Consider the following 25,916-nt stretch of genomic DNA (forward strand, 5'->3'; position numbering starts at 1 on the left):
CGCGAGTAAATATCGCAACAAATAAATCAAGTTGTGCTAAGCGAGTAAGCTAGTCTGGTACGTGATTTCGAGGAATGAACATGAGTAATACGCTGATTATTGACACATCATTTGGTTCTACTGTTGGAATTGTGGGCCATGAGCCGATTGTTGAAACCGACTCTCGCACTCACGTGGAGCGTTTACAAGTAAATATTGCAAAAGTTGTGGAGGACGCTGGGCTTAAGTCTTCCGATATTAAACGCGTGGTTGTGGGAGTAGGTCCTGCTCCTTTTACAGGACTTCGCGCAGGATTAGTTGCAGCAAAAGCGATTGCATTTGCAAATAATGCTGAAATTTTGGGGTGTGATAGTCTTCTTCCTCAAAGTTTGATGATGCGTTCCGGCGCGTTCGAAGAAGCTCGCAAAAATGGCGTTATTTGCAAGGATTTGCTACTAAATATTCCGAATTCTGTGGATTCTTGCGACTCTAATATTCGTCACTACGTGCTTTCACTAAATGATGCGCGTCGTCGCCAAGTGTACATGTCCTTATACGACAACGAAGGAAATGCGCTAATAGATATGGATATTGACTATCCGCAAAATGTTGTTGCTCGTGTAAACGAGTATTTAGCGAGCGAAAATGGCGAAAATTATTGCGTGGATGTGCTCGGGCATGGTGCTAAAAAGTACGTTGAAGACTGGCAAAATATCGCGCATGTTGGCGTTATTGCAGAAGTTTCTGCGCTTGACTTAGGCGTGCAAGGCTTGCAAATTTTCGAGCAGTGCGCTGAGGATTGCGTCGATAAAGATGAGCGCGTAAAAGCTGTTGAACCGCTTTATTTGCGCCGTCCGGACGTGTCTGTGCCAAATCCGCTTAAGCATGTGCTTGGCTCTGGCGAAGTGAATAAGGCAAAAGAAAAATAGAAGCGTTTTAACGATTTGAGTAATTATGATTGTTGATATAACGCGTTCTAAATTTCCAGCAGTAGTTGAAGATTGCAATATAGTGCCGAAATGCGATTTTACGTGCGATGAGTTAGCGCAAAAAATAGCTCCTATTGAAGCCGATTTATTTGGCAAAGGCTCATGGAATGAGAGCATGATTTCGCAAGAATTACAAGCTCCTATGCGCGCGTATTACGCTCAAATCGACGAAAATACGCATACGTTATGCGGGTATGCCGGCTACTGGTTTGACGGCGATGACGCGCAAATAATGACAATTGGCATTGCAAAACAATATCAAAGAAAAGGCCTAGCGTCGGAACTTTTATCAACTATGATCAAAACCGCAGAAAAAATTGGTGCTAAGCGCATGTTGCTAGAAGTGCGAGTTGACAATGTTCCTGCGCTCGCGTTGTATGAACGTTTTGGTTTTAAGAAAATGGGTTTGCGGAAACGTTACTATCAGCCGGAAGGCGTGGATGCGTACACAATGTGTGCTGATCTAACCGCAAAAAATAACGGAACTGAGGAATAACGAGGAATAAAGAGGAATAAAATGAGCGAAGCAATCGTATTGGGGATTGAATCAACTTGTGACGAAACTGCCGCAGCTATTGTGCGCGGACGCACTCTGGTGTCGAATGTGGTGGCATCTTCAATGCAGGAGCATGCGCGCTACGGTGGCGTAATTCCAGAAATTGCTTCTCGTGCGCACGCTGAAGCTTTCGTGCCGGTTGTTTCTAAAGCATTGGCAGACGCAAACATGGATTTAAGCGATGTTGACGCGATTGCAGTAAGCGCAGGTCCTGGTCTTGCTGGCTGCTTAGCTGTGGGAGTTTCGGGAGCTAAAGCACTAGCTTGGGCTGCAAATAAGCCGATTTATGGTATTAATCACGTAATTGGGCATATTGCAGTAACACAATTGCAATTCGGCGACGTGCCGGAAGATGTGCTGGCTTTAATTGTTTCCGGCGGTCACACTTCGCTTCTTCACGTGAACGATATTGCTAGAAGTATTGACGTTGTTGGCACAACTTTGGACGATGCTGCAGGCGAGTGCTTTGACAAAGTTGCGCGTTTGCTTGGGTTCCCATACCCGGGTGGCCCTCATATTGATAGGCATGGAAGGCTTGGCAATCCGGATACTTTGAAAGTGCCGCAAGGTTTGACGCAAGGTCGTTCCGGCAAAGAGCATCCGTACGATTTCAGCTTCTCGGGCGTAAAAACTGCTGTTGCGCGCTGGGTTGAAGCGCGTGAGGCTCAAGGGCTTGAAATTCCAGTTGACGACGTGTGTGCTTCTTTGGCTAATTCTGTGGCGGAAGTGCTTTCACACAAAGCTATGATGGGCTGCGAGCAGTACGGTTCTAAAACGTTGATGATTGGCGGCGGATTCTCTGCTAATTCGCAGCTTCGTGAGCATTTGCTGGCTTGCGGCAAGGAGCATGGAATTGAAGTGCGTTTGCCAGAGCTTAAGCTTTGCACGGATAACGGTGCGATGGTTGCAATGCTTGGCGTAAATTTGGTAGAAGCAGGGGTTCGTCCTTCTGCTCCCGATTTTGCAATCGATTCTGCAATGCCTCTTACCACTGTGAGCTTATAATAAGTAGCAATAATAAAAGTCGCTTTAAAGTTGCGAGGTGTTTTGTGCAGTCAGTTAATTCGCGTAGTGGTGTGTTACGAGTAGGTGAGAAGATTCAATTCACCGATCGTAAAGGTAAGCGAATTACTGCACAGCTTGTTGTGGGTGGGGTTACACAAACTGAGCACGGTCTTATTTGTCACGACGACGTGATTGGCCAAAGCGAAGGCGTTGTAATTACTACTGTTAGTGCAAAGCGCGAATCTCAGCAAAATAGCGAAAATCAAGAATCTAAAGACCTTTCAAAATCTGGCAATAAGCCTTGGAAAGCAGCTCGCGCTATTGGCGGCTGGGATTATGTAGTTATGCGACCGCGCATGGTTGACTACGTGCTTTCTATGCCTAGAGGCGCGCAAATTATGTATCCGAAAGATATTGCGCAAGTAATCGCTTTAGGAGATATTCGTTCTGGAATGCGCGTTTTGGAGTCGGGCGCTGGCTCTGGTGCTATGAGTTTAAGTCTTTTGGACGCAGTTGGGGAGTGTGGAAAGCTTACTACGATTGAGCTTCGCCCGGATTTTGCGCGCATTGCCGAGTCTAACGCAACTTTGTACTACGGAAAGCGCCCAGAATGGTGGAATTTGCTTACTGGCGATTTTGATTCTGTTGCAAAAACCTTAGATGCGCACAGCGTGGATCGCATTATGCTAGACATGCTTGACCCTTGGAATCGCCTCGAGCAAGCTCATCGAGTTATTGTGCCTGGAGGCGTGCTTGTTGCGTACGTTACGACTACTACGCAAATGTCTCGCATGGCTGAAGCTTTGCGAGAAAGTGGCATGTGGACTGAGCCGGAGATTCAGGAAACATTGGAACGCACTTGGAAAGCTCAAGGTTTGGCGGTTCGTCCGGATCATGCGATGATTGGCCACACTGGATTTTTGATTGTTTCGCGCGCAATGGCTGAAGGTTTTAGCGCTTTGAAAAAGCGTGAGCACGGTACTAAAGATACTGTGAGCGATATTGACGATATGACAGCAGAAGAGCGCGCTGAACAGTTGGAAGACTTGTCTTTGCGTGATATTTCGGATCGTAAATTGCGTAAAGTTTTACGTGATTTAGACGTGCAGCTTGCGCAATTGCCGGAAGATTCGCAGTCGCAAGATTTGCAAGATTCGCAGTCTGCACAACAATCAGCGCTTAATCAAGCTAAGTAGGAGAGCATTATGGCATCACCAATGAAAAAGCTTATGAAGAAAGCACATCATAGTAAGTACGTTTTGTTGCTGATGCGTCATGCTAAAGCTGAGGCTCCTCAAATGGGTGACGACTGGGGTCGTGGTCTTACAGATAAGGGCTTGAAGCAGGCGAAAATTATGGCAAAAGGCTTGGAATCTTTGAAGCTTGTGCCGGATTATATTGTGTGTTCTAGTGCGAATCGCACTGAGCAAACTTTGAAACGCATGTTGAAGCGTTTTGGCGACTCTCCTGTGGTTGAGTCGCGCAAGAGTCTTTACGATGGCGGTATGCAATCTGTTATGGACGAGTTGCAAGCGATTCGAGGCGATGTTCATACGACGATGATTGTTGGGCATGAGCCGACGATGTCTATGGCTGCGCAGTGGCTTTCTTCGCCTGATTCGGATCCGGATGTGCTTGGGGCGATGCGTTTGGGGCTTGCTAATGCGTCTGTTGTGGTGCTTGTGTCTGATCGTCCATTCGCAACTTGCGGCTTGCGCGGTGCCACGGCCCTCGCAATCCTCACCCCCAAATCCTTTGCATAACCACACGAAATTAAGCATATAAATTAAGCTTATAACGACACCCCAAGTTCTTGAATGACCGCATTCAAGCATTTCTTTGCTAGGCTAAAGCGAGTCAAAGAAATTTTTTGGAGGATGTATGTCTGCGGTTTTTACTTCTGTTTCCGGTTTCCCACGTATTGGCGCTAATCGTGAGTTGAAGAAGATTATTGAACGTTACTGGAAGCAGGATGCTTCTTTGGATGAAGTGCGTGAAGTTGCTCAGTCTTTGCGAGCTAAGCATTGGCGTTTGCAAGCTGAAGCTGGGATTGATTTAATTCCAAGTAACGATTTTAGCTACTATGATCAAATGCTCGATACTGCTATTTTGCTGGGTGCTGTGCCTGAGCGTTATCGTAAATTGAATTTTGAGCATGCTGAGGATACGCTTTTTGCTATTGCGCGCGGCTATCAGGGTGAGCGCGGCGATGTGACGGCGTTGCCAATGAAGAAGTGGTTTACTACGAACTACCACTATATTGTTCCGGAAGTTGAGAATCCGGAAGGCTTGCATTTGGCTGGAACTAAGCCTTTTGACGAGTTTTTGGAGGCTCGCGCGCAGGGTTTGGAAACGAAGCCTGTGCTGATTGGCCCGTACACTTTTTTGAAGTTGGCTCGTACTCCTGAAGCGCAGGAGTTGAAAGTAACTGAGTCTGTGATTTCAGCTCTGGCTTTTGCTTATGCGAGTATTGTTAAGCGTTTTGGCGAACTTCACGCAACTTGGCTGCAATTTGATGAGCCTTATTTGGCGCTTGATAAAGAGGAAGGCGATTTGGAGCTTTTTGAAGCTTTGTATAAGCCTTTGCTTGAGGCTAGGGGCGCGGAAGTTAAGCTTCTTCTTAACACGTATTTTGGCAATATTGCTGACGCTTACGAAACTGTGAATAATCTTGGTTTTGACGGTGTTGGCGTTGATTTGGTGGAAGGCAAGGAAGAAAATCTTGCAGCCATTGAGCGTTATGGTGTGAACGAAAAAACTACGCTTTTTGCTGGCGTTGTGAATGGCCGTAATATTTGGCGTAACGATTATGCTGTGAGCCTTGGTTTGGTTGACGCTTTGCGTGAGAATGTTACGGATCGCGTGGCTGTTTCTACTGCTTGCTCGCTTCTTCACGTGCCTTTTAGCACTGCTGGTGAGGATGCTTTGGGTGCGGATGTTTTGCAATATTTTGCTTTTGCTGTTGAAAAGTTGCAAGAGATTCGCGATATTGCAAATCTTGCTGCAGAAAGTGACGAAAGCCGCAAGTCAAGTAACGTTTTGGCTAAAAATCAGGCTTTGTTCGACGGTTCGCGCGTGAAAGCAGATTCTGCTGTTGCTAATCGTCTTGCTAATCTTAAAGATTCTGATTTTGTGCGATTGCCGGAAAGGGCAGAACGTCAGCGTTTGCAAAAGGAAGCTCTTGGCTTACCGGATTTGCCAACGACTACTATTGGATCTTTCCCGCAAACTAAGGATATTCGTAACGCTAGAGCTGCTCTTCGTAAGGGCGAGATTTCGCGCGAAGCTTACGACGAGTTTATGCGCAATCGCATTGCCAAGTGCATTGAGCATCAGGAGCAAATTGGCTTGGATGTGCTTGTTCACGGCGAGTTTGAGCGCAACGACATGGTTGAATATTTTGGCCAGCATTTGCGCGGCTTTAAATTTACGAAAAACGCTTGGGTGCAGTCTTATGGTACTCGCTGCGTGAAGCCTCCAATCGTGTGGTCGGATGTTTCTCGCGAGTCTGCGATTACTGTGGCTTGGAGCGCTTATGCCCAAAGCTGCACGAAGCATATTGTTAAGGGCATGCTTACAGGACCTGTGACGATTCTTAACTGGTCTTGGCCTCGCGAGGATATTACTCACGAGCAGCAGACTCAGCAGTTGGCTCTTGCTATTCGCGATGAAGTGTTGGATTTGGAGCGTGCGGGTATTCGTGTGATTCAGATTGATGAGGCTGCTTTGCGCGAAAAGTTGCCACTTCGCCGCTCTGATTGGCATAAGAAGTATTTGGATTGGGCGATTGCTGCTTTCCGCCTTGTTCATTCTGCAGTTGCTGCGACTACGCAAATTCACACGCATATGTGCTATTCGGAGTTTAATGACATTATTCGCGACATTGATGCTATGGATGCGGATGTGATTTCTTTTGAGGCTTCTCGTGGCGACTTGGTTGTGCTTGACGCTATTCACGACGCGCATTTTGAGACTGAGGCTGGTCCTGGCGTTTACGACATTCATTCTCCGCGCGTTCCTGGTAAGGCGGAGCTTGTGGAGCGTATTCACGAGATTTTGCGTAAGATGCCTGCTCAAAAGCTTTGGATTAACCCGGATTGCGGTCTTAAAACTCGAGGCGACGCTGAAACTTGGCCAAGCTTGGAGAATCTTGTCGCTGCTGCTAAAGAGGTCCGTGCGGAGCTTTCTAATAATCAGCAAAGCAACAAGCAAAGCGGAAATCTAAGCGGCAATGTAAGCAACAATCTAAATAGGGGGTGAGCTATGCCGTATAAACCAAAGTTTTCGCTGGAAGTTTTTCCACCTAAGCGCACATCTCCTATTGGTACGATTTACGATACTTTGGATGGCTTGAAGGGTCTTGACCCGGATTTTATTTCGGTTACTTACGGCACTGGAAAGCTGCAGGATCGTACTGCTACTGCGCGTATTGCTCATACGATTCGCTCCGAATATGGCATTGACGCAGTTGCTCATTTAACAGCTCGCTACCTTGATTATGATGCTGTTGATGAAGCTTTGGAAATGTTTGATAATGCTGGCGTTTCAGGCGTTTTGGCTTTGCGTGGCGACGTGATTGCAGGCCAGGAGGCGGCAGGCGTTTTTGAGCATGCCAGCGATTTGGTTTCCTATATTCGTTCAAAGCGCCCGGATTTGCCGATTTTGGGCGCTTGCTACCCGGAGAAGCATCCGGAGGCGGAAAGTTTGCAAGCGGATATTGATAATTTGAAGCGCAAGGTTGATGCGGGTGTTACGCATTTAATTTCGCAACTTTTTTACGATAATGAGGATTTTTTGCGCTTCCGTGATTTAGCTCGTGCCGCCGGCGTTAACGTGCCGATTGAAGCTGGCGTGATGCCTGTTGCGAACGCTTCGCAAGTTAAGCGCATGACGAGCTTGTGTGCGTCTCGAATTACTTCGCAAGTTTCCGCAATGATGGATCGTTGGGGGAGTAATGCTGATTGCTTGCGTGATGCTGGCAGTATTTTTGCTTCCCAGCAGATTAACGATTTAATTGCAGAAGGCGTGGATGGCATTCACTTGTATACGATGAATCATCCGGGTATTGCTCGAAGGATTTGGGCGAATGTGAAGCCGCTTTTTACGAAAATTGGGTAGGTGGCAGCGTTACACAAGTTTTTGCTTACTGGGGCGCGAGTTTTGGGGGATTTCTCTCCTCGCAAGTTCCCGTCCTTCGTCGCTTTGGCTGTTAAAGGTTTTACTGTCTGCTTTGTTCTTAAAAGAATGTTGCTTCCTCAGTCCTCTTTTATTGCTCGTAAAGAAATCCCCCCAAACTCTGCATGCTAGTTCGTTAATAACCGTGCCTTATCACAGAGATTTTTCGATTTTTCTTCTTCGCTCGACGAATCAGCAGCCTGCGGCTCTGACGTTCGCCTCGTTCAGTGCGAAAAATCTCAAATCTCTACCACGTGAATATCCACACGACCGAGTGGTAGTGAGTATTGAAATTTAACATAGAGTGTGTAATGTATACAAATACGCAAAAATGTATAAATGCATAAAATAATTGCGTTTTATACTAAACATGTGTTTAGAATCACCATTAAAACTGTAATCTAGCTTACATTTGTTATGAAAGTTTTCGCCCCAAAAATCTGCTAAAAATGTTGGAATAAAGCCTCTGGGGGGGGGGCTTCATAGGCTATACATTATAACAAATACGTTGCAAAATATTCGTATATTCGGTATTATTGAATGTAAATCTCAATAAAAGAGATTGCGCTTTTGAGAGCTGAGCAGAAGTTTCATATGTATTTGACCGTAGTTCGATCAGCGTTTGATTACTGCACAAAGCTCTTCACTAATAAATTCATAAAGACTTGTTCAGAGAGAATCTGGTATTCAAGGAGATACACAATGGCTAATTCAAATTCCGGAAGGCATGCACGCAAGGTTACATTGGATGCTGCAGTAAGTAATGCGATTGCTAAGGCTGTGGATGCACGCAAGGTGGCAGCATTTACGGTTGGAGCCGCTGGCGTGTTGGCTGGTGCGGCGTTCGCTTTTGGAGCAACTCCGGCAATGGCGGCGGAGAATGGTGCTGCGGCTGGTGCGGCTTCGGTTCCTGTTGAGGCTGGTAAGAAGCCTGGTGTTGAGGCTGAGAATAAGGATGCTGCTAAGTCTGATAAAGCTAAGGAAGAGGTTAAGAAGAATCAGACTGATGTTAATAAAGATTCTGAGCAAAAGTCTGAAGAAAAGAAGCAGCCTGAAGAGAAACCTGGCAAGACTAATCTTGAAAAGAAACTGGCTAACAAAACGAAAACTTCTACGCAGTCTGTAGTAAAGGTTGACGGTGAGGCTGGTGTTACTGAGACTGAACAGAAGACTGCGAGTGTTGAGTCTGTAGATAAGAAGGTTACAGATAGCACTACTGCTACTGATAAGACTGATGTAGCTAGTAGCACCCCTGCAAAAACTACTGTAAGGAAGCGTACAAAGCGTGCGGCGGTTGCTGAAAATCAGCAAACTGAGGCTACTGAGTCCGTAAATCAGGATCGCGCTTCTAATAATAATGCAGCAAACCAAGATCCTAGTAAAATTAATCCTGATACATCGGATTCCACTAATACCAAGATTGAAATTAACGAGAATAACGCTGACACTGTACCAAATGCGTATGCTTGGGGAAGCTCAGACAACACGTATAGCTTAGATGGTGAAAAGCATACTGTTACTTTCCACTTTGCAAAGCCAAAAGATGGCAGCAAGATTACCAGTATTGCTATTTTCCCTGCTAAGACAAATGGTTTCAATAATGAAAAAAGTGAGAGAGGTATTGATTTTTACTCGAAAAATTTAGGCAAGCATCAATCCTATTCTGGCGAATATATATTTACTGCTAATTCCGACGGATCTGCAACTCTTACGATGAACACTCTTTTTAGGGATGGTAACCTTAATGGCGGTGCTGAGAAGTATGTAGGCAGTCGTTCTATTTTCGTGTATGTAACTAAAGATGGTAGTAGTACAGAAACTATTGCATATAAAACGAATGTATTCCGTGCTGTAACGCTTGTTCCGCCAAAAACTTCTGGATCAGTGGTGCTGAAATATAATCAGCCTCTTACGGCAGAAAAGGTTCAAGCAGCAATTACTGAAGCTGGCAATATTGAGACAGCGCGTAGTGATAAGAAGTCTGTAAATGATCAGCTTTCTGGAACGTTTACGCAAAATATTAACGTAAGGTCTGCGGATGCTTACGACAAGAATACGTTTGATGCTATTAATGCTAAAAAAGCTGGCGATGATAATACTTACGTAGTTGGCGCGAAGACGCTTAACGCCTATATGGTTACGGATTTGGGCTTTAAGTCTGAGGCTATTCCGCTTACCGTTGCGCGCTACGATGATCGCATTGACAAGCCGATTGTGGAAGATCCGACTAATCTTTCGGCTGAAGTTAAGGAAGAAATTAAGACGAAGCTTGCCAAGATTAATGGCGTTACAGCAGATAAGATTTCGTTTGATGGAGATAATGCTGTAATCCATTTTGACGGCGTGGATGAAAAAGATGCTCCTAAGATTGCTCTGCGTGACCTTGTGTTGAAGAAGTTTACCGAAGATCAGATTAAGGTTCCTGCAGAAAGTACCGCAACTGTTATCTACAATCCACTCGCTTACTCTGATGCTGAGATTAAGAGCATTAAACAGTCGATTTTGGATGCCAACAAAGATAATAAGGAACTTGGTCTTACCAGTGTAGATCAGATTACGCTTTCGTATCTTACTGGCAATCTTACTGCATCTGGTACTGGCAATCAGGGCATCTCAAATGGTAGGCAAGAGAACAAGATTACTGTTAAGATTAAAACCGATAAAGCGGTTGCTGAGTTTACGTCTGATGTGACGAAGAGCAAGCTAACGAAGCTTGTGAATATTCGCGAGGATTACGACGTTTCGTGGAAGAATAATAAAATTGACGGCCGTGACAGTGATGAGGGTCTTTCTTGGAGCGAAGACCACAAGACTATCATTTACCGCTACGACCCAACTAAGGCTGTCGCGTTTAAGTCTAGCGACATTACCAAGTTGCTCACAGCTACACCGAAGGCTGGCAAAGCAGGTTTGCGTGTGCTTAAGGGTGACGAGCATATCGACCATGAAGGTGAGACTGGAAAAGAAAAGAAGTCGCACGTTTATTACGTGATTGATAGTAATGGCGAGCCAACAGGCGCGCTTACGCTTGGCATTATGAACAGCGGTTATTGGACTGGTGATCCTCAGATTACAGGTACCGAAAAGAATATGGGTGATGTGCTCGCAAAGACTGGCACATATAAGTGGGATGACGAGGCTAAACCTGTAGAACTTGCGTCTAAGGACGGCAAGATCTACAGAGCGCGTCTGTTTGTTGCTCCGTATGGCATGGAGTCCTATCAGTATGTGTACACGCATCCAGATGGAAAGAACCCAAACAACACCACGAAGGCAATTAACGTTATCTTTGTGCCGCAGACGAATCATAAGACAAGTGATTTGAAGAAGTCGGTTGAGGATCACAAGACTACCCATGTTGAGGGTAAGGAAGTTCCTACTGATTCTGCATACTACAACGCTTCGGACAAGGTAAAGAGCGACTATGATGATGCGTTGAAGGTTGCTAAACAAACGCTTGAAAAAGTTGGTAACACAGCTGATGCTGATTTAACCGAAGCGCTTAAGGCTGAGGTTGATAACGCAACCATTAAGCTGGAAAAAGCTCGCAAAGCTCTTGATGGTGACGCTACCAAGAAAGAGGAGCTTAAGAAATCCATCGATGAGAACGGTAAAGCTGCAGAAGGTCAGCAAGCTGCTACAGGCACGCAAGCAACAAACCAGTTCAAGAATGTGAGCGATCCTGACTTTAAGAAGTCAGATGGTTCTGCCGACACCGACAGGAACGAAGCTGCTAAGAAAGCAAAGACAGCTTACGATGAAGCACTTCAAGCTGCTGAAGCTGCAAGGGACAACAACAACGCCACGCAAAAAGACGTTGACGCTGCTAAGGCAAAGCTTGATGCTGCGCGTAAGGAGCTTGATAAGTACAGCACCAACAAGGATGAGTTGAATAATGCAATCGCTCAGCATGGTAAGGTAAAGACTGGTGATACGTCTAAGCAAGGCGAGGAGAAGCTCAAGACCGCTGACCCAGCATATCAAAACGCAACTGAAAAAGAGCGTACAGCTTATGATAACGCTGTAAAGAAGGCAAACGATCTTTCTAAGGATCCAAGTGCTTCTCAAAAGGACGTTAATGCAGCTATTGATGAGCTTCAAAAAGCCAAAGCAGCTCTTGACGCTAAAGCAACCGATAAGTCGCAGCTTATAACTGCCGAAAAGCTCACCTTTGATAATCCTAATAATGATGCAAGCAAGCAGAGTACCTTCTACAAGAATGCCGCTGCGAAGAAAGACACCGACCCTGCTGCTAAAACTGCTGTTGAAAACTATGACACTGCGTTAGCTAAGGCTCGTGAGGTTCTTAAGAAAGATAATGCAACTCAAAAAGAAGTTAATGATGCTAAAGATGCATTAACTAAGGCCGAAAACGCTCTGCATGAGAATTATAAGTCCGATGCTAACGATCTTACGAAAGCTCTTGCAGACAACTTTAGCGGATATCTGATGCCAGCCTACTTCAACGCTTTCGATAAGGCGCAAGCTGGAGACACTGATGCTAAGAAAGCATTCAAAGATTACAACGATGCTTATCAAAAAGCTAAGGCTCTGAAGGAAAAGTTTGCTAAAACTAATCCAGCTGAGCAGCCAACTGCTACAGACATCGCCGATGCAAAGAAAGCTCTTGAAGATGCTCGTAAAGTCATCGACAAGTATGCAACTAATACCAGCAGGCTTTCGGCAGCTGTGTTTAATGACCTTGCTATAAAGCTCAGCCCTGCGTATAAGAATGTATCTGAAGCTGATGCAAGCGCGGATGCAAAGGCTGCTAAGAAGAAGTATGACGATGCCGTAAAGAAGCTACAACAGGCGCTTGAGAAAAAGATGCCTAAGGATCAAGCAGATGGTAATGATATTCCTGATACAAATACTCCTGATAAGGATGGCAACCCTGACAGCGGAGACTACCTGAAGAATATTCAGGCACACGCACAAGGCGAGCCTCTGGATAGGGATGTTGACGCTATCCTTAAGGAAATGAACGCTGCAGCTGCTGAGTTGAATAAGTTTGCAACCAAGACTGACGCGCTGCTTAAGTCTGTTAACGAGGATGATGCAACCAAGCAGACTCCTGCGTATAAGAATGCTTCTGTGCCTGATTTCAAGAATGATGATGGCACTGAGAATGCAACTAAGAAAGAAGCAGCTAAAAAGGCTGTAGACGATTATGGCAAAGCTCTTAATGAAGCTAAGGAATTGCTCAAGAATCCTGCTGCAACTCAGAAGGAAGTCAATGATGCGTTGAAGAAGCTTGATGAAGCACGCAAGGCTCTCGACGCTTACAACACCGACACCGCCAAGCTTGTGGAAAGCGTAAAGAAGCACGGCTCTACAGAGGGCCCTGCAGCTACAGAAGGAACGCAAACTTCTGATGCGTATCGCAATGCGTCTGATCCTCACTTCATGAAGGCGGATGCAACTGACCCAACTAAGTTAGTTGAAGATACCGAGAGGAACAACGCTGCTAAGGAAGCCAAGAAGGCGTATGATGAAGCTTTGACAAAAGCTCAGGAGCTTTTGAAGAAGCATGACAGCGCTGACACGCCGCAAGACGCAAAGCCAACTCAAAAAGACATCAACGCCGCACTTAAGGCTCTCGACGATGCTCGTACTGAGATTGAGAAGTATAAGACTGTTACTACTGATCTTGAGACAGAAACTAAGAAGTCTACTCCAGAGCATGCTGCTGTTACTGAAGACGACTTCGAGAATACGCCTGAGTTCCAGAATGCTGATGCTAAGAAGAAGGATGGCGCTGACGGTAAGAAGGTAGACAATGATGATGTGAAAGCGTACAAGGATGCTTTGGCAAAGGCACGCAAGTTGGCGCAAGATAACACATCCAATACGCTCAGCGATCATCCAACTCAGAAACAGATTGATGATGCTCTTGAGGCCTTGAAGCAAGCTAAGCAAGCTATTACCGACGGCTATAAGACAAACGTTGATAAGCTTAAGCAAGCTAAGGAATACGCAGAAGATGTATTCAAGAAGACTCCTGAATACAAGAATGCTGAAGCAATCAAGGCTGACGCTAACAACGCAAAGCATGATCAGGCTGGAAAGGACTTGGGCGATGCTACTAAGCAAACTGGTTTTGAAGGTCAGATTGCTAAGATTGCTGAAAAGCTTAAGGATACTAGCAAGCTTACTCAGCGTGAGGTTGATGCGTTAGTAAAGCAGCTCAATATTGCTCAGAAGAAGATTGCTGACAGCTACAAGACCAACGTTGACAAGCTTAATAACGAGGTCGGTGATAAGGATCAAGACGGCAAGCCTGTAACTCCTAAGTTTGAAGAGTCGATTCCGTACAAGAACGCTCTTGAAAAGAAGAACGCTGGCGACGCTGATGCGACTGCAAAGCTGGAAGCTTACAACGAAAAGCTCAAGGCTGCGCAGGAACTCATCAACAAGGTGAATAATCCTGATCCAAATGTTGAAGCTGATAAACAGCCAACTCAAAAAGAAGTTGATGATGCTCTTAAGGCTTTGCAAGATGCTAAAAAGGCAATCGACGACAGCTTCGGTACTAAGATTGACGATTTGAAGACTGAAGCTGCGAAGTCTACTGCCGATACGACAGATCCTACTGCTAAGCCAACTGCTGGGTCATTTGAGAGTACTACTGAGTATCAGAATGCGCTTGCTAAGAAGACTGATGACGGCAAGGATAATGCTGACGTTACTGCTTATAAAGAAGCGTTGAAGAAAGCTAGGACTTTGCTTGAAAAGTTTGGTGATGACGGTAAACCAAAGCCTGGTGCTAAGGATGTTCCAACTCAGCAAGAAGTTGACGAGGCTCTTAATAATCTGAAGGAAATTAAGGATAAGATTACTAAGAACTACGTCACTAGCCCGCACGACTTGCAAGAAGAAGTTGATAAGTCTAAGGACGGCAAGGACGACACCAGCACCGACGTGTTCGAGAACACTCCAGAGTTCAAGAACGCGACTGCGAAGGGTGATGAAGCTGCCAAGAAGGCACTAGATGCCTACACCGAAAAGCTCAAGGCTGCCAGGAAGCTTCTTGATGCCTTTGATCGCACTACTGGCAAGCCAAAGGGTAAGCTTCCAGACGGCATGGATAAGGCTCCAACCCAGCAGGAACTTGACGCTGCTTTGAAGGATCTTCAGGATGCCAAGAAGAAGATTACTGACGGCTACAAGACTAATAAGTCTGATTTGAACACTGAAGCTGGCAAGGATTCTGACTTCACTAAGACACCTGAGTACGTAAATGCTCAAGCTAAGGGTGATGACGCGTCTAAGCAGGCTCTTGAGGATTACAAGAAGGCTCTTGAGGATGCGAATAAGGTTCTCGGCGATAAGAATGCAACCCAGGCTCAGGTTGATGATGCTTTGAAGAAGCTTCAGGATGCTAAGTCTAAGCTTTCTGATGGTTATAAGACTGATAAGACTGATCTGACTGCTGAAGCTGGTAAGGATTCTGATTTCACTAAGACGCCTGAGTATCAGAATGCTCAAGCTAAGGGTGATAACGCGTCTAAGCAAGCTCTTGACGCCTACAAGAAGGCGCTCGAAGACGCTAACAAGGTTCTCGACGATAAGAATGCAACGCAGGCTCAGGTAGACGAGGCTTTGAAGAAGCTCCAGAATGCTAAGAAGAAGCTTACTGATTCTAATAAGACTGATAAGTCTAAGCTTCAGACTGAGGCGGATGCTGATGCTAAGTTCCGTGATTCTGTATTCTTTATGATTGGAATGACTGAGGATATTGACGCGTATAACAAGGCTTTGGCTGAGGCTAACAGTGTGCTTGCAGATCCTAACGCTACTCAGGCTCAGGTTGATGAGGCTTTGAGGAAGCTTCAGGCTGCTAAGGATAAGATTAATCACCCGTTTGGTATTGATAGTGGTGTTGGAAGCGGCTCTGGTTCTGGTGTTGGTTCTGGTTCTGCTGCTGGTTTTGAGACTACTGATTCTCAGAGTGCTTCGGTTGATAAGACTGCTTTGAGAGTTGAGGTTAACAATGCTGAAGCGGATTCTTCTGCTGCGTCTAAGGCGAATACTGCTGCTGCTAGAGCTTATGTGAGTGCTTTGGCTGAGGCTAAGCGTGTGCTTGCTGATAAGAATGCTACTCAGGCTCAGGTTGATGCCGCTTTGAGGAAGCTTAAGAACGCTAAGGCTGCGTGGCGTAATGCTTCTGGTGCTTCCGGTAATGCTAGTGGTCTTGCTAAGACGGGTGCTGCAACTGGCTTGTTTGCAAGTCTTGCCGCAGTCTTCTCCGGACTTGGTGTTGCAGGCATAGCTTCTCGCCGCCGCAAGCACTCTAACGAGTAGTCTTGCGCCGTAATTAAGCAAATTCCCTCGCAGGTTATCTTCCGATAATCCGCGAGGGATTTTTGTACACCACCACAATGTAAAGTTGCGGTATGGAAAGTGCGAACAGAACAGATAGTACAACTACTGAAACCAACTGCAACGAAAGCAGCACAAACTCTTCCGCACTCACCTCAAGAAGCCTTATTAAAGCGGGCTTTGCTCGCCCGGATGCCGCACGTTGCGCAATGATGGCAATACGCAAAAACTGCAATAAAATATCGTTTGAAACACTACTAAGAAGCGCGCTTACAGTTGAAGATCCAGATTCTGCATTGCTTTCATTGCAAGATTTAAGTGAAGCATACCCCGAAATAATAAATAATATTTCAACTTCAAATTCGCAAATATCTGACTCATTAACAAGCCTAATGCAAGTATTAGGTGCGTCTAACGCGTTGGCAATGCTTATGCGCACAAGGCCTAATCTTATAAAAGCTGCAGCAAATGACCCGAATCATCTTTTTGCAATGACTAGGGAAGAACGCGTAAAAGACTTACTCGAAGCAATACAAGCTTACACTGCAACAGTTGTTTCTTCTGAAAGCAGCGATTCTAACACAATTTACTTAACATCACTCGGCTTTGCACAAGCAGTTTCTGCGCTTCGTGCGCGCTACCGTGAGCATGTTGCTGCAATTATGGCGGCTGATTTAGCGAGCGCTGACCCTGTTGAAGTGCAGCCAGATATTAGCCGTAAGCTTTCCGACGCTGCCGATGCTGTTTTAGAGGCAGCGTTGTCTATTTCGCGAGGACAGGTTACTGGTTCTTCCGCATGCAGATTTGCGATTATTGCTATGGGCAAGCTTGGAGCGCAAGAAATTAACTACGTTTCCGATATCGATTTGATTTATGTTGTGGAGCCTGCGGATTTAAGCAACAAGCAGAACCAGGATGCTGCTTTGCGCGTTGGTGTTTCTATGGCAATGGTTTTGCAAAAAGTATGCCAGTCGGTGGTTATGGGCTCTGTGGAGCCTCCGCTTTGGCAGATTGATACTGCGCTTCGCCCGGAAGGTAAGGATGGTCCTCTTGTTCGTAGGCTTGATTCTCATAGAGAATATTATGAAAAGTGGGCGAGTAGCTGGGAGTTTCAGGCGCTTTTGAAGTCGCGCCCTGCAGCAGGGGATACGGATCTTGGAAAAGCTTATCGCGATATGGTCGAGCCGTTTATTTGGAAGGCTTCTGGTCGTGAGCATTTTGTAGCTGACTGCCAGCATATGCGTCAGCGTGTGGAGTCGCTTATTCCGGCTTCTCAACGCGATTTGGATATGAAACTTGGTAAAGGCGGCTTGCGCGATGTTGAGTTTACTGTGCAAATGCTGCAGCTTGTGCACGGAAGTGAGGATGAGTCGCTTCGAGTAAGGGATACTATTTCCGCTTTGCAAGCGTTGGCTCAAGGTGGCTACGTCTCTAGGTCTCAGGCGGCGCTATTGGCAGAACACTACCGTTTTGAGCGTGTTCTTGAGCATCGTCAGCAAATGTGGAGTATGCATCGCACGCATTTGTTCCCAGATTTGGGTGCGCAAGGAAACGGCGGCTTGGATCGCGCGCGCACAATTTCTACAGAGCAGCTTAACAACAATGAGCAGATTTGCCGACTTGCTCGTGCTGTGCGGCTTCGTCCGGAAGAGTTAGTTGCGCGTTTTGATAAAGCTCGTCGTGAAATTCGGCACTTGCATAAGGATATTTACTACCGTCCGATGCTTCCTATTAACGCTCAAACGGATGCGGATCCTATTGTGCTTTCGCCGGAGGCTGCTCGCGCGCGCTTTGCTTCTATTGGTTTTGCGGATGCTCGCGCAGCACAGTTGCATGTTGAAGCGCTTACAGAGGGGCTTTCTAGGGCTGCTAAAATTCATAGAATTTTGCTTCCGGCAGTGTTGAAGTGGCTTGGCGACGGGCAGAATCCGGATATGGGTTTGCTTGCGTGGCGGCGTCTTGCGGAGCGTTTTGGCGGAAAAAATACGTATCTTGGTTTTTTGCGTGATTCTCCTTCCGCAGCTCAGCGTCTTTGCCACGTTTTGGCGGATTCGCGCTATCTTGGCGACGCTATGATGCAGTCTATGCAGTCTATTACTTGGCTTGGAGACGACGAAGCGTTATCTGCGCGCGATAGGGCAAGTCTTGACATGCAAACTAGTGCAATGGTTGCGCGTTATGCAAGTAATATTGCGGATTTTGCGCAGTCTTTGCGCGCTCTTCGCCGGCAGGAAATTGAGCGAGTAGCTTTAGCTTGGATGTGTGGTCTTATTGATGACGATACTTCTATGCTTGCAATGAGTGATGTGTTTGATGCTATTTTAGATGCGACTTTGCAATGGTCTATGCGTGAAGCTGTGTCAGTCATGAATTTGAATGCTCCTCAAGCTGAAATTGCTATTATTGCTTTAGGTCGCTACGGTGGTAGAGAAGTAAACTTCTGTTCTGATGCAGATATTATGGTAATTTACAAGCCGGTTGGTGAAGTTTGCGATTTAAATGCAGCTCACCGCTTTGCGCAAAAAACTGTAGATATTTTGCGTAATATTTTGCAAGGTCCTCTTACGCTTGAACCAAAAATCATGGTCGATTTGGATTTGCGTCCGGAAGGGAAAGACGGTCCGCTTGTTCGTTCGCTAGAATCTTGCGAAAATTATTATCGTCAGTGGTCTAGTACTTGGGAGCATCAAGCGTTGTTGCGAGCGCGTTTCGCTGCAGGTTCTAAGGAATTGGCGGATGCTTTGCTTGATGGCGTTGTGAACGAATTGCGCTACGCTGCAAATCCTCTTAGTGATTCTCAGCTTGCTGAAATTCGTAAGCTTAAAGCGCGCATGGAAGCGGAGCGTTTGCCTCGAGGTGTGAGTAGGGATAGGCATTTGAAGCTTGGTCGTGGCGGTTTAAGCGATGTTGAGTGGACTGTGCAATTGATGCAATTGCAATATGCTTCAAAGCATGAATCTTTACGAGTAGTTGGAACTATGCAAGCATTGAAAGCATTGCAATCTGAGCATTTTATAAGCGACGAGGATGCTGAAGTTTTAAGCCGCTGCTGGCATATGTGTTCTGCAGTGCGCAACGCAAACTTCTTGTGGTCTGGCTCAATGGCTCGCGCAGATATTATTCCAACTGACTCGTATTCTTTGGGCGGAATCGCAACTTACCTTGGCTATGAGCCGAATCAGGGCCGCGTTTTTGAAAACGATCTTTTAGCAACCATGCGTCAGTGCCGCGAAATCATGTCTCGTCTTTTCTACGCTCGCTAATCATTTCATCTTTAGTCACTTTACATTTATTGTTGCATTATTTGTTTTAAGTTATAATTACAAGACGGGAGGTGATTTTTAATGAAAAATGCAGTAATAAGTAATGATGTAAAAGAAAGAGCTAACTCTTCAGTTTTTTATGCTGATGCTTCTGCAACTATAAGACAAGCAGTCAGTAGTGAAAATTTAGAAGAAAATGACGAATTATTATCTACTGATTTTGCTGCAAAACTTATGCATAGTTATAAGCAGTCAGTTTCTGGTTTAGCACGCCCATATGCGGATGTTTTTGCTGAGTTAGAAAAGGGCTTGTAATGAGTTCTTTTAATATTCTTGTTACTCAAGATGCAGAAAATGATTTAAAAAATATAAGAGACTATATTGCATCTAATATCTCTAAGAAAACTTCCGTAAGAATTATTAATCTTATTAAATCTAGTATTGAAAGACTGTCTCTTTTCCCTCAGTTTGCGCCTGCAGTCAAGTATGAGCCTTGGAATTCACTTGGCGTGCGTCGTATAGTTGTAAAGAATTTTCTTGTTTATTACAGAGTTGTTTTAGAAGAAAATACAGTTTATATTTTGAAGGTTACTTATGGTAGGCGTAATCAACAAACTGTATTGGAACAAATAGATTTATTGGATTGAATGCTTATTAAATGTTGCATAATAAGTTATAGTTGTTCGCCACTCCATATATAAATTCGTCAACGCTAATCAGTAAAATTACGTAGGTCGCGTGTGGTTGCGACCGTCTTGCCAATTGACGGAAGGTGAGCGGTACTTATTATGACGAACGCAATTTCTAGTTCTTTGCATCAAACTTTTTCTCGCAGCACAATTGCAAATTCTCTAGCTGGCAAAAGTGTTGTTACATTAGATGATATTTCAACTGCGCAAATACGAATGCTCTTAGACAAAGCGCGATACATTGATTCGCACCGTAAAGAAGTGGCTCACACTTGCGATGGCAGAGTGTTGGCCACTCTTTTTTATGAGCCGAGCACGCGCACTCGCTTAAGCTTCGAAACAGCAATGCTGCGTTTAGGTGGAAAGGTAATCGGTTTTGCAGGTGCGCAACTTTCTAGTGCAAGCAAGGGTGAAACTGTAAACGATACTTTGAAAGTCGTGTCTAACTATGTTGATGTTGTTGCAATGCGTCACCCAAAGGAGGGTGCTGCTTTTGTTGCAACGCAAGCTGTGAGCACGCCTATTATTAACGCAGGTGACGGCGGCCACATGCACCCAACTCAAACTCTTGCAGACTTGGCAACTATTCTCGCGCGTTTTGGTCGCCTTAATAATCTCACTGTCGGTTTGTGCGGCGACTTAACTTATGGACGCACAGTTCACTCGCTTATTGAAACTTTGTGCCGCTTTGGAAACGTTCATTTTGTGCTGATTAGCCCGGATGAGCTTAAAACTCCGCAGTACGTAATCGACCGCATTAATGACACTCCTTCGTGCACTTACGAAGAAACTCGCGACTTGATGGAAGTTATTGGCAAGCTTGACGTGCTTTACATGACCCGCGTGCAAGAAGAGCGTTTTACGGATCGCGAGCAATACTTGCGACTTCGTGACACGTACATTTTGACTGAAGAAAAATTGCAAAAAGCAAAGTCGCATATGCCTGTGCTGCATCCGCTTCCTCGAATTAACGAGATTTCTGTTGACGTTGATGACGATCCTCGCGCAGCATATTTTGAGCAGGTTAAAAACGGTATGCTTATGCGTATGGCTTTGGAAAGTTCCGTTCTTGGAGACGAGCTTTGCGGCTACGAACCAACTGATTTTGTAAACGTGCCAGAAGACGAATTGCAAGCAGTTGACGCACACGGAATTTCATTAACGGATCCTCGCGTGCACGTAACAGACGTGAATGCGCCTGAAGATCTTACTTGCCCGAATCCTCGTTGCATAACAAACAGCGAACTAACTCTTAAACGTAAGTTCTACAAAGCTGATTCCGTAAGGCAAGAGTATCGTTGCATGTATTGCGACGAAGAAGCAGAAACTAAATAAAAAATTTAATAATATTATTATATAACTGTAAAAATTACGCAAAACCAGGAGTGAAATGAACGAATCAGGCACCTTAACTTTGCGCAATATCTCTGTGTGGGATACTGGCGAACGTATTGATCTTATTGTTGATGGCGTTCGTCAGGATGCCCTTATAGAGCAGAATGCGCGCGTTACTGGCGATATTGACGCAAGTGATTGGGTTGTTGCTCCTGGTTTTGCAGATCCGCATGTGCATTTTAGAGATCCAGGTCAAACAGCAAAAGAAACAATGATGACCGGCAGTGAGGCTGCTGCGGCTGGCGGTTATACGCAAGTTTTGATTATGCCAAATACTGTTCCAGCTCTTGACGGCGAGCCTTGGGAAGATGCTCCATTTGATGTAGATAATGTAGTCGACTATTTGCAGCGCTATGGCTGCATTTACGGCGTAAAATTGCCAGTTCGCTACGATTTGAGCGTGTGCGCATCATTGAATCGTAAAGGCTTAAAGCCAAGCAATATTGAGCTTTGGAAAAAGTATGTTGCTGGAATCGACGACGACGAAAAAACTTCTCCTATGAAAAAGCACCCGATTACTGCTATAAGCGACGACGGTGCTGCAGTGCCTGAACCGATTTTGCGAGATGTGTTAGCTATGGCAAAACAAACTGGTTTGCCATTCGTGGAGCATTGTGAGCATCATGATACGGGAGCTGTGAACGAGGGTCCGGTCGCAAAAATGCTTGGTGTTGGTGGAATTCCAGCTTCTACTGAGCTTGCAATTGTTCAGCGAGATATTGATGCTTCCCGCGAAACTGGCGTACATGTGCATTTCCAGCATGTGAGCACTGCTGCTGCGTTTGAAGCTATTCGTAAGGCAAAGAAAGAGGATTTGCCGATTACGTGCGAAACTGCGCCTCACTATCTAGCTTTGTGTGATGAGGATGTTTTGCGATATGGTGCTATGGCTAAGATGAATCCTCCTCTTCGTTCAAAAGCGGATCGTCAAGCAACGCTCGCTGCTATTGCGGATGGCACAATTGACATGATTGCAACAGATCACGCGCCTCACACTGCGGAAGAAAAGTCAGGAGATTTTGCAAGCACTCCTAACGGAATTATTGGGCTTGAGTGCGCGTATGGCGTGTGCCGCAAAGTTTTGGTTGATGCAGGATATACGGACGATAAGCATTTAATCGAATTAATGGCAGTAAATCCAATGCAATTGATGAGCAGAAGACCTACTGATATTGCGGCTTTGCTTAACGTTTCTTCGCGATGCGCAAACAAGCGAACGCTGCGTTTAAGTATTACTGAGCACCCTGAAAACGTTGATTTAGTGCTGATTAATATGCGCGAAAATTGGGCGGTTGACGCAAATTCGTTCCATTCAAAAGCTCGAAACACTCCTTTTGATGGATGGCAACTTACGGGCAGGCCTGTTGCGACGATTATTGGTTCAGAAATTGCTTTCTCGAGAATGTGATTGATTAAATATAAATTTGGAATGGTAGTAAATTATGGACGAACTTATTGAAGCGATTGCAACCAAGCAAAATCCTAGCGTAGTGGGCTTGGATCCTAAGCCTGGAATTGTTCCTGCCGAAATTATTAGCTCTCTTGCGGACGAAGTTTTGCAAGAAGTAGAAGGCGAGGATGCGCTGCCAACGCTTTTAGCTACAGCTTATTTTGAGTTTAATCGTGCGATTATTGACGCGGTTTCGGATATTGTGCCGGCAGTAAAGCCGCAAATCGCTATGTACGAGGCGCTTGGTCCTGCAGGTATCGATACTTACGCAATGACCTGCGAATACGCAAAATCGCAAGGATTAGTTGTAATAGGTGACGCAAAGCGCGGAGATATTGGCTCTACAGCTGGTCAGTATGCGGCTCATTTAAGCGGTTTTGCTAATCTTTCTGCATATTTTGAAAACGACGCCACTAATAGCAACGCACTACCACAATCTCTTAAAAATCTTCTAAAAAGCTCTAAAAATCTTGACGTTTGGCATGAAGATTCGCTTACAGTAAACCCTTATATGGGTTCGGATGGAGTGAAGCCTTTTATCGATGAAGCATTAGCGCACGATAAAAGCATTTTTGTGCTGCTTCGCACTTCGAATCCTTCTAGCAAGGAGCTACAGGAGCTTATTTTGCAAGATGGCAAGCCAGTGTATGAGCATATGGCGGATTTGATTGAGAACTGGGGTGCTTCAAGCATTGGTAAGCACGGTTATTCAAGAGTTGGCGCAGTTGTAGGTGCCACGCATCCGCAGGAGGGCAAGCATTTGCGCGAGATTATGCCGCACACTTTCTTCCTTGTTCCAGGCTATGGCGCTCAAGGCGGTACAGCTCAAGATGTTGCTGGAATGTTTGATGCAAATTCTGAAGGTGCTATTGTAAATTCTTCGCGCGGTATTATTGGTGCTTGGAAAAAGTCTGAAGATTACGCTAAAAATCAAGGTCATATGTCTCTCGATGACATTCTTGATATTGTGCGTGATTCTGCAGCTGTTGCTGCGAAAAATATGCGTGACGACTTGCGTAATGCAGTGTATCGCTAGAATGTATAACTAAAATAAATATAACTAAAAATATAATTAAAATTAAAAATAAAACGCAACGGTACAAAACACATACAAGGGTAGGGGAAACCACATGAGTGATGGCATGTTTATTCCAACGCGAAAAGCCTCTGGAAACGCCATAATTACGTTACGTGAAGACGCTTTTGATTCTTCCGGCTCAAGTTCTGCAGACGAAAGCAATAATGCAAAATATTCACGCCTTTGGGGGCGCAGAGCTGTAGAAGTACTCAATAATGAGAAGCTAGACGAAGGCGTGTACCGTTTAACTTTGCGAGATTCTGAGATTGCTAAAAAAGCTGCTCCTGCGCAATTTGTGAACTTGTATTCCCCTGACCCAACTGCTATGCTTCCGCGTCCTTTTGGAGTTGCAAGCGTAGAAGGTGATACTTTTACTTTGATTTTTGCTGTGATTGGCAAAGGCACTGCTAAGTTTGCTGAGCTTAAGCCAGGAGATAGCATTGACGCTCTTGGTCCTTTAGGGCTTGGCTTTAATATTTCCAAACCTGCACATTATGTGTTGGTTAGTGGCGGCTTGGGCGTGCCACCTATTTTGTGTGCTGCTCAAGCGCTTTCAAAGCGTGAAGATTCTAGCGTAACGGCAGTGCTTGGCTACCGTAACAAACGTTTTGCAGATGATTTAACGAAAGAATATATTTCAGACGTACACAGTATTACAAATGCTGAAGGAACTGTTATTACACTTCTTGACGAACTTGAAAAAGTTAAGCATTTTGATTTCGACGACGATTTACCAACGGTTATTTTGTCTTGTGGTCCTTTGCCTATGATGAAAGCTGTAGCTCACTGGGCACATGAAAGAAATATTGAGTGTCAGCTCAGTTTAGAAGCGCGTATGGGATGCGGATACGGAACTTGCGTTGCTTGCGTTGTTGACACTTTGGAAGGCAGGCTGAAAGTTTGCAACGACGGTCCTGTTTTTGATGCGAATCGTTTGGGTTGGGAGTAAAAAATATGAGTGCTGTAAATAATGCCGAAAATAATTCTGTAAATAACGCAAATTCTGCAACAAATTGTGCAACAAGTTCCGCAAAAAATTCCGCTGAAACTTTTGGCTTTGACACTAGCCACATTTGGAAGCATCCAACTCAAGTTGCAGGCGTTAAGTGGAAAAACATGGTTGGAACTGCTTCTGGAACTTTCCAGCTTGCAGCTTGCCGACGCTTTTATGACGTAAGCCAACTCGGCGCAATTTGCACAAAAGGTGTTTCCCCTGTTCCGTGGGAAGGAAATCCTTCTCCGCGCACTGCAGAGTCTCCTTCTGGAATGGTAAACGCCGTTGGATTGCAAAATCCTGGTGTCGACCATTATTTAGTAGACGAGTTGCCGAAACTAAAATCCATGGGAGCACTTGTTATTACTAATGTTGCAGGTCACAGTGACGACGATTATGCGCAAGTTGTTGAAAAGCTTGCAGATTCTGCGGCCGACATGCTTGAAATTAATGTAAGCTGCCCAAACGTGACTCACGGCGGAATGAGCGTTGGCACTGATCCGGTTGCATTGCACCGCTTAATTAAGCGTCTTCGCGCAATGACAAGCAAGCCAATGATTGTAAAAATGACGCCAAATGTGACGGATATCGTTTCGATTTGCAAAGCTGCAGTTGATGCTGGAGCGGATGCTTTAAGCATGATTAACACGCTAGTTGGTTTGCGAATTGATATTCGAACAGGCGAGCCTATTATTGCAAATCGCACGGGCGGTGTTTCCGGTCCTGCTATTTTCCCGATTGGACTTGGGTTTGTGTGGCGAGTGCGTCAAGCTATGCCAGATATTCCAATTATTGGCATTGGTGGCATTGATTCTGGCGAAAAAGCTTTGGAATACTTGTATGCTGGCGCGAATGCTGTAGAAGTTGGTGCTGCTGCTTTGGTGGATCCTACTGCTCCTATTCGCATTGCTCGCGAGCTTGACGATTTGCTTGATTCTCGTCCAAAGCTTGCGTCTTTACTCGCTGAAGGCAAAACTTGGCGCTGAAATTAAGTATTTAAAAAGTATTTAGAAAGTATTTA

General features: G+C 45.3%; 16 protein-coding genes. All 16 read left to right on the forward strand.

The genetic code is table 11. The features are described from left to right. The first annotated feature begins 80 nt into the window (after nt 1–80). A complete protein-coding gene (tsaB, locus tag HXT43_RS01865; protein ID WP_174143320.1) occupies nt 81–908 on the forward strand; it encodes a tRNA (adenosine(37)-N6)-threonylcarbamoyltransferase complex dimerization subunit type 1 TsaB in 828 nt (275 codons plus the stop codon). 25 nt (nt 909–933) lie between these two features. After that, nucleotides 934–1,464, forward strand: a complete 531-nt coding sequence (rimI, locus tag HXT43_RS01870; protein WP_174143321.1) for a ribosomal protein S18-alanine N-acetyltransferase — start codon at nt 934–936, stop codon at nt 1,462–1,464. Between the two features lie 21 nt (nt 1,465–1,485). Further along, nucleotides 1,486–2,529 (forward strand): tRNA (adenosine(37)-N6)-threonylcarbamoyltransferase complex transferase subunit TsaD, encoded by a 1,044-nt coding sequence (tsaD, locus tag HXT43_RS01875; protein WP_116442765.1) that lies wholly within the window; start codon nt 1,486–1,488, stop codon nt 2,527–2,529. Nucleotides 2,530–2,573: 44 nt separating this feature from the next. Beyond that, nucleotides 2,574–3,725, forward strand: coding sequence for a tRNA (adenine-N1)-methyltransferase (locus tag HXT43_RS01880; protein WP_101886072.1), 1,152 nt, complete (start codon nt 2,574–2,576; stop codon nt 3,723–3,725). A gap of 9 nt (nt 3,726–3,734) precedes the next feature. Further along, nucleotides 3,735–4,292 carry a SixA phosphatase family protein gene (locus HXT43_RS01885; RefSeq protein ID WP_004119025.1) on the forward strand — a complete coding sequence of 186 codons (558 nt, stop codon included), beginning with the start codon at nt 3,735–3,737 and terminating at the stop codon, nt 4,290–4,292. Nucleotides 4,293–4,410: 118 nt separating this feature from the next. Then, a complete protein-coding gene (gene metE / locus HXT43_RS01890; RefSeq protein WP_112928697.1) occupies nt 4,411–6,789 on the forward strand; it encodes a 5-methyltetrahydropteroyltriglutamate--homocysteine S-methyltransferase in 2,379 nt (792 codons plus the stop codon). A 3-nt stretch (nt 6,790–6,792) separates the two neighbouring features. Then, complete coding sequence (gene metF / locus HXT43_RS01895; protein ID WP_116442763.1) at nt 6,793–7,647, forward strand: methylenetetrahydrofolate reductase [NAD(P)H]; 855 nt, start codon at nt 6,793–6,795, stop codon at nt 7,645–7,647. Between the two features lie 759 nt (nt 7,648–8,406). Next, entirely contained in the window at nt 8,407–16,008 is a 7,602-nt protein-coding gene (locus HXT43_RS01900; protein ID WP_415707152.1) for a peptidase, read from the forward strand. Between the two features lie 92 nt (nt 16,009–16,100). Further along, nucleotides 16,101–19,289, forward strand: coding sequence for a bifunctional [glutamine synthetase] adenylyltransferase/[glutamine synthetase]-adenylyl-L-tyrosine phosphorylase (locus HXT43_RS01905; RefSeq protein WP_174163819.1), 3,189 nt, complete (start codon nt 16,101–16,103; stop codon nt 19,287–19,289). Between the two features lie 81 nt (nt 19,290–19,370). Next, nucleotides 19,371–19,604 (forward strand): hypothetical protein, encoded by a 234-nt coding sequence (locus HXT43_RS01910; RefSeq protein ID WP_308583204.1) that lies wholly within the window; start codon nt 19,371–19,373, stop codon nt 19,602–19,604. After that, complete coding sequence (locus HXT43_RS01915) at nt 19,604–19,936, forward strand: type II toxin-antitoxin system RelE/ParE family toxin (RefSeq protein WP_004119033.1); 333 nt, start codon at nt 19,604–19,606, stop codon at nt 19,934–19,936. The genes HXT43_RS01910 and HXT43_RS01915 overlap by 1 nt, the downstream gene beginning before the upstream one ends. Before the next feature lie 141 nt (nt 19,937–20,077). Further along, complete coding sequence (gene pyrB / locus HXT43_RS01920) at nt 20,078–21,313, forward strand: aspartate carbamoyltransferase (RefSeq protein WP_004119034.1); 1,236 nt, start codon at nt 20,078–20,080, stop codon at nt 21,311–21,313. A 55-nt stretch (nt 21,314–21,368) separates the two neighbouring features. Beyond that, nucleotides 21,369–22,781: a dihydroorotase gene (locus HXT43_RS01925; protein WP_410294625.1), complete on the forward strand. Its 1,413-nt coding sequence runs from the start codon at nt 21,369–21,371 to the stop codon at nt 22,779–22,781. 34 nt (nt 22,782–22,815) lie between these two features. Then, complete coding sequence (pyrF, locus tag HXT43_RS01930; RefSeq protein ID WP_410294626.1) at nt 22,816–23,859, forward strand: orotidine-5'-phosphate decarboxylase; 1,044 nt, start codon at nt 22,816–22,818, stop codon at nt 23,857–23,859. A gap of 94 nt (nt 23,860–23,953) precedes the next feature. Continuing rightward, nucleotides 23,954–24,850, forward strand: coding sequence for a dihydroorotate dehydrogenase electron transfer subunit (locus tag HXT43_RS01935; RefSeq protein ID WP_004106407.1), 897 nt, complete (start codon nt 23,954–23,956; stop codon nt 24,848–24,850). Between the two features lie 5 nt (nt 24,851–24,855). Beyond that, on the forward strand, nt 24,856–25,881 hold the full coding sequence (locus HXT43_RS01940) for a dihydroorotate dehydrogenase (RefSeq protein ID WP_116442756.1): 1,026 nt from the start codon (nt 24,856–24,858) through the stop codon (nt 25,879–25,881). Nucleotides 25,882–25,916 lie beyond the last annotated feature (35 nt).

Source organism: Gardnerella sp. DNF01195 (assembly GCF_049244175.1).
In the GTDB taxonomy this organism is placed as follows: Bacteria; Actinomycetota; Actinomycetes; order Actinomycetales; family Bifidobacteriaceae; genus Bifidobacterium; species Bifidobacterium leopoldii.

What these genes read in the sequence shown, in the direction of transcription:
- tsaB (WP_174143320.1), top strand. Translation starts at nt 81, where the DNA reads ATGAGTAATACGCTGATTATTGACACATCATTTGGTTCTACTGTTGGA.
- rimI (WP_174143321.1), top strand. Translation starts at nt 934, where the DNA reads ATGATTGTTGATATAACGCGTTCTAAATTTCCAGCAGTAGTTGAAGAT.
- tsaD (WP_116442765.1), top strand. Translation starts at nt 1,486, where the DNA reads ATGAGCGAAGCAATCGTATTGGGGATTGAATCAACTTGTGACGAAACT.
- HXT43_RS01885 (WP_004119025.1), top strand. Translation starts at nt 3,735, where the DNA reads ATGGCATCACCAATGAAAAAGCTTATGAAGAAAGCACATCATAGTAAG.
- metE (WP_112928697.1), top strand. Translation starts at nt 4,411, where the DNA reads ATGTCTGCGGTTTTTACTTCTGTTTCCGGTTTCCCACGTATTGGCGCT.
- metF (WP_116442763.1), top strand. Translation starts at nt 6,793, where the DNA reads ATGCCGTATAAACCAAAGTTTTCGCTGGAAGTTTTTCCACCTAAGCGC.
- HXT43_RS01900 (WP_415707152.1), top strand. Translation starts at nt 8,407, where the DNA reads ATGGCTAATTCAAATTCCGGAAGGCATGCACGCAAGGTTACATTGGAT.
- HXT43_RS01905 (WP_174163819.1), top strand. Translation starts at nt 16,101, where the DNA reads ATGGAAAGTGCGAACAGAACAGATAGTACAACTACTGAAACCAACTGC.
- HXT43_RS01910 (WP_308583204.1), top strand. Translation starts at nt 19,371, where the DNA reads ATGAAAAATGCAGTAATAAGTAATGATGTAAAAGAAAGAGCTAACTCT.
- HXT43_RS01915 (WP_004119033.1), top strand. Translation starts at nt 19,604, where the DNA reads ATGAGTTCTTTTAATATTCTTGTTACTCAAGATGCAGAAAATGATTTA.
- pyrB (WP_004119034.1), top strand. Translation starts at nt 20,078, where the DNA reads ATGACGAACGCAATTTCTAGTTCTTTGCATCAAACTTTTTCTCGCAGC.
- HXT43_RS01925 (WP_410294625.1), top strand. Translation starts at nt 21,369, where the DNA reads ATGAACGAATCAGGCACCTTAACTTTGCGCAATATCTCTGTGTGGGAT.
- pyrF (WP_410294626.1), top strand. Translation starts at nt 22,816, where the DNA reads ATGGACGAACTTATTGAAGCGATTGCAACCAAGCAAAATCCTAGCGTA.
- HXT43_RS01935 (WP_004106407.1), top strand. Translation starts at nt 23,954, where the DNA reads ATGAGTGATGGCATGTTTATTCCAACGCGAAAAGCCTCTGGAAACGCC.
- HXT43_RS01940 (WP_116442756.1), top strand. Translation starts at nt 24,856, where the DNA reads ATGAGTGCTGTAAATAATGCCGAAAATAATTCTGTAAATAACGCAAAT.